General features: G+C 48.2%; 3 protein-coding genes. All 3 read left to right on the top strand.

What is annotated here, in order from left to right; genetic code table 11:
• The coding region (locus tag LIQ05_RS18990; RefSeq protein WP_264292812.1) for an LPXTG cell wall anchor domain-containing protein at positions 1-2,589 on the top strand (2,589 nt) is incomplete at its 5' end.
• A gap of 1 nt (position 2,590) precedes the next feature.
• A complete protein-coding gene (locus tag LIQ05_RS18995) occupies positions 2,591-3,088 on the top strand; it encodes a gamma-glutamylcyclotransferase family protein (protein ID WP_025577045.1) in 498 nt (165 codons plus the stop codon).
• Entirely contained in the window at positions 3,085-3,900 is an 816-nt protein-coding gene (locus tag LIQ05_RS19000; RefSeq protein ID WP_015533349.1) for a class B sortase, read from the top strand. The genes LIQ05_RS18995 and LIQ05_RS19000 overlap by 4 nt, the downstream gene beginning before the upstream one ends.
• Positions 3,901-3,968 lie beyond the last annotated feature (68 nt).

A 3,968-nucleotide genomic window follows, 5' to 3' on the forward strand; every position in this document is an offset into this window, starting at 1 on the left:
GCCGCAGAAGATATCTATACCGCAGACCATCAGAAAGATGAGAACGGCAACCGTTATCTGGAATATGCCAAAGACACACTGGTGGCAACGGTGACAACCGATGAAACCGGAAGTGCCGTAGTAGAGAACCTTCCGCTCGGCAAATACCGTGTAGAAGAGAAAAAAACGCCGGAGGGCTACACCTGGAATGCCAAAGGCGAAGAAGTAACTTTTACCTATGCCGGACAGGATACCCCAGTCGTAGACGAAGAAGTGACTTTTACCAATGAACGCCAGAAAGTAAGCATCACCGTGGAAAAACAGGATGCAGAAACAGGAAGCACGGTAGCTGGAGCTACATTCGGTCTTTACAATAAGAACGAGATCAAATCCGGTGACAAGATTATTGTGAAAGCAGATACCTTATTACAGGAGATCACAAGCGATGAAAAAGGACAGGCACACTTCACCCTGGACCTGCCGCTTGGAACTTATTATGTGAAAGAAATTTCTGCACCGGATGGTTTTGTATCTTCTGACGAGATACTGGAATTTGATGCCACCTATCAGGGGCAGGACATTCCGACCATCAAGCTGAAATCTGTGAAGAAGAACCAGCCGACCACCATCGAGGTGACAAAATCCGACCTGACCACAGGCGTAGAGCTGAACGGGGCATCCCTTTCTGTTCTGGACAAGGATGGAAATGTGATCGACAGCTGGACTTCCGTAAAGGATGAGCCTCATGTGATCAAATACCTGACCGTTGGAAAAACTTATACCCTCCGTGAATCTCTTGCACCGCTTGGTTATTTAAAGACCACGGATGTGGAATTCACCGTTCAGGATACCGCAAAAGTACAGAAAGTGGAAATGAAAGACGATGTGCCGAAAGCCCTGCTGATCGTAAACAAGAAGGGTGAATTCCTTGATAAGATCACCCTGCTGGACAATGTCAAAGGCGTTGTAGAGCATCTGTTTGAGTACATCACAGGAAGCCTGTCAGACGTTACCTTTGAGATTTACGCTGCAGAGGATATCAAAGCAGCCGATGGTGTAAGCCCGGATTATTATGCTAAGGACGAGCTGGTGGCAACCGTGACTACTGATGCAAACGGTGTTGCAGAAGTATCTGACCTTCCGGTTGGAAAATACTATGTCAAAGAGGTGGGCACAGCATATGGTTATGTGCTGGATGAAGAACCACGATATGTAGATCTTTCCTACCGTGACCAGGATACCCCGGTTGTCGTATACGATGAGGACTGGCAGAACAACCGTCAGAAAGTAAAAGTGAACGTCCTGAAGAAAGAAAAGGATACCGACCGTGTATTAAAAGGCGGCATCTTTGGACTGTACACCAGAAACGACATCCTGTCCGCATCTGGAAAGGTGCTGATGGAAGCAGATACCCTGATCGAGTTAAAAACAACAGATGCAGATGGAAAGATTTCCTTTATTGCAGACCTGCCGATCGACGGAACCTATTATGTGAAGGAGCTGTATGCACCGGATGGATTTGTCACCACCGGAGAAGAGCAGGAATTTGTTTTTGAGTACCAGGGGGATAAAGAAGTAGAAGCATCCTATGAATTTGTATTTGAAGATGAGCCGACAACCGTGGAGCTTTCCAAAACCGATCTGACCACGGGCGAGGAACTGCCGGGAGCCAGATTACAGCTGACGGATGAAAACGGGGCTGTTGTTGAGGAATGGACATCCACCAAGGAGCCGCACATCATCAAAGAACTGGTTGTAGGAAAATCTTACACCCTGACAGAAAACAAGCCGGCCGATGGATATGCCACTGCGGAAAGCATCACATTCACCGTAGAGAATACTGCGGAGATCCAGAAACAGGTAATGGAAGATGACGTGACCAAAGTGAAGATCAGCAAAACGGATATTACCGGAGATAATGAGATCGAAGGAGCCAAACTGACCATCACAGATGAAAATGGCAACATCGTAGAAACCTGGACTTCCGGTAAAGAGCCGCATTATATCGAAAAACTTCCGATTGGTAAATACACCCTGAAAGAAGAGCAGGCTCCAAACGGTTATGTCGTTGCAGAGGAGATCACCTTCGAGGTGGCAGATACCGCAGAGATCCAGAAGGTAGCCATGAAAGATGACACCGCAAAGGGACGTCTGATCATTGAGAAAACAGATAAGGATACCGGAGCAGCACTGAAAGATGCAGAATTTGAACTGAGGGATGCGGATGGCAAAGTGGTAGAAACCCTGACCACTGATGAAAACGGCCATGCAACCAGCGGACTGCTTGCAATCGGAACTTATAAGGACGGCAAATTTGATAAGGCAGCCACCTATTATCTGGTTGAGACCAAAGCACCGGAGGGCTATCAGCTGGATGAGACCAAACATGAGGTGACATTTACCTATGTAGATGACAAAACTCCAGTGATCGAAGTCATCCAGAAAGTGACGAACGAGAAGCTGCCGGAGGATACCCCGTTTGTAAGCAACCCGAAAACAGGCGATGACACCAACCTCTGGATTCCGGCCCTGTGCCTGATTCTTTCCGCAGGCGGTCTGATCGGCATGGGTGTGGCATCCAGAAGAAAGAAGAAAAAAGGGGGCAGATAGGCTGAAACAATTATATTTTGCGTATGGAAGCAACATGGATCTGGACCAGATGGCATATCGGTGCCCAAAGGCGGAGGTGGTAGAAATCGTCCGCCTGGAGGGGTATCGGCTGACCTTTGCAGCCGCAGGAAGCGGCCTTGCCACCATCTTCCCGGAAGAGGGAAGCCATGTGGACGGCGTCCTCTGGTCACTGACCGGGGACTGTGAAAAGAGCCTGGATCTTTATGAAGGCTATCCTGATTTTTACGACAAGCAGGAGATCACTGTCAAGAACAAAGATGGAAGAGAGATCAAAGCCATTGTCTATATCATGACAAAAGATTACATGCAGAACTTTAATCCGCCCGGACGGTCGTACCTGACTGGGATCTTAAAGGGCTGCAGACAGAACCAAATCCCGACAGAGCCGATCCTGAAAGCAGCAAGGAAACCGCCTGTGCCGGGAAAGACGCAGAAGAGTCAGCCAAAGAAGCAGAGAAAAGCCGGACAGGAACGATGAAGAAAAAACCAAAGACAGGAATCTTACAGAGGTTTTTCAAGATCATCTGCCTTGCAGTGACGCTGACAAGTGCCGGGTTTCTGATTTACCACATGGTATATCTTCCAATGGAGAACAAAAAGCTGGTGGCAGAGCTGAAAGGGAATTTCCCGGAGCCGGAAGCTCCGGGAGCCTCAGGCTCTGAAAAGAAAGACCAACCAGCTGGAAGAAAATGCCCGGTGGCTGCGGTAGACCTTGTTTCTCTTCGGGAACAATACCCGGATGTGCAGGGATGGCTGACAATACCGGATACCGGGATTGATTACCCGGTGCTTCAGTCCGAACAGGAGAATGGGGAGTTTTACCTGAAACGGAATTACAAAAAGGAATATGACATCAACGGAAGCCTGTTTTTACAGGCAGACTGTAAAGTGTCTGAAAGTCGGAACCTTATCATTTACGGTCACAACATGAACAGTGGGGCAATGTTCGGAAATCTGGACTTATATGCAGATGAAACGTACTATCAGGAGCATCCCTTTGCTTATCTTCAGACAGAGGATAGCATTCAGGAATACCGAATTGTCACGGTGCTGAAAGCAGACAGGAATTTGTTCCCATTCCAGCAGAAACTCGCAGATGCGGAGGCAGTGCAGGAATATTTAAAAGCAGCTAAGCAGAGGGAAGTGTTCGAAACCGGGGATGATTACCTGAAGTGTATATACGATAAGGTTTTGACGCTCGTCACGTGTTCATATGAATGGAGCGGTGCCAGGAACATCGTCCTGGCGGTGCCGGTTTCCGGGGCAGTGTGGAGTCAGAAGTGTTCGTAAGTACCAGAAAAGTGCAGAAAATGAGACAAATAATGACCGCACGGGCAGGGATGTGTTCAAAACAGGGG

It is taken from the genome of Blautia glucerasea, assembly GCF_020537505.1.
Lineage (GTDB): Bacteria > Bacillota > Clostridia > Lachnospirales > Lachnospiraceae > Blautia_A.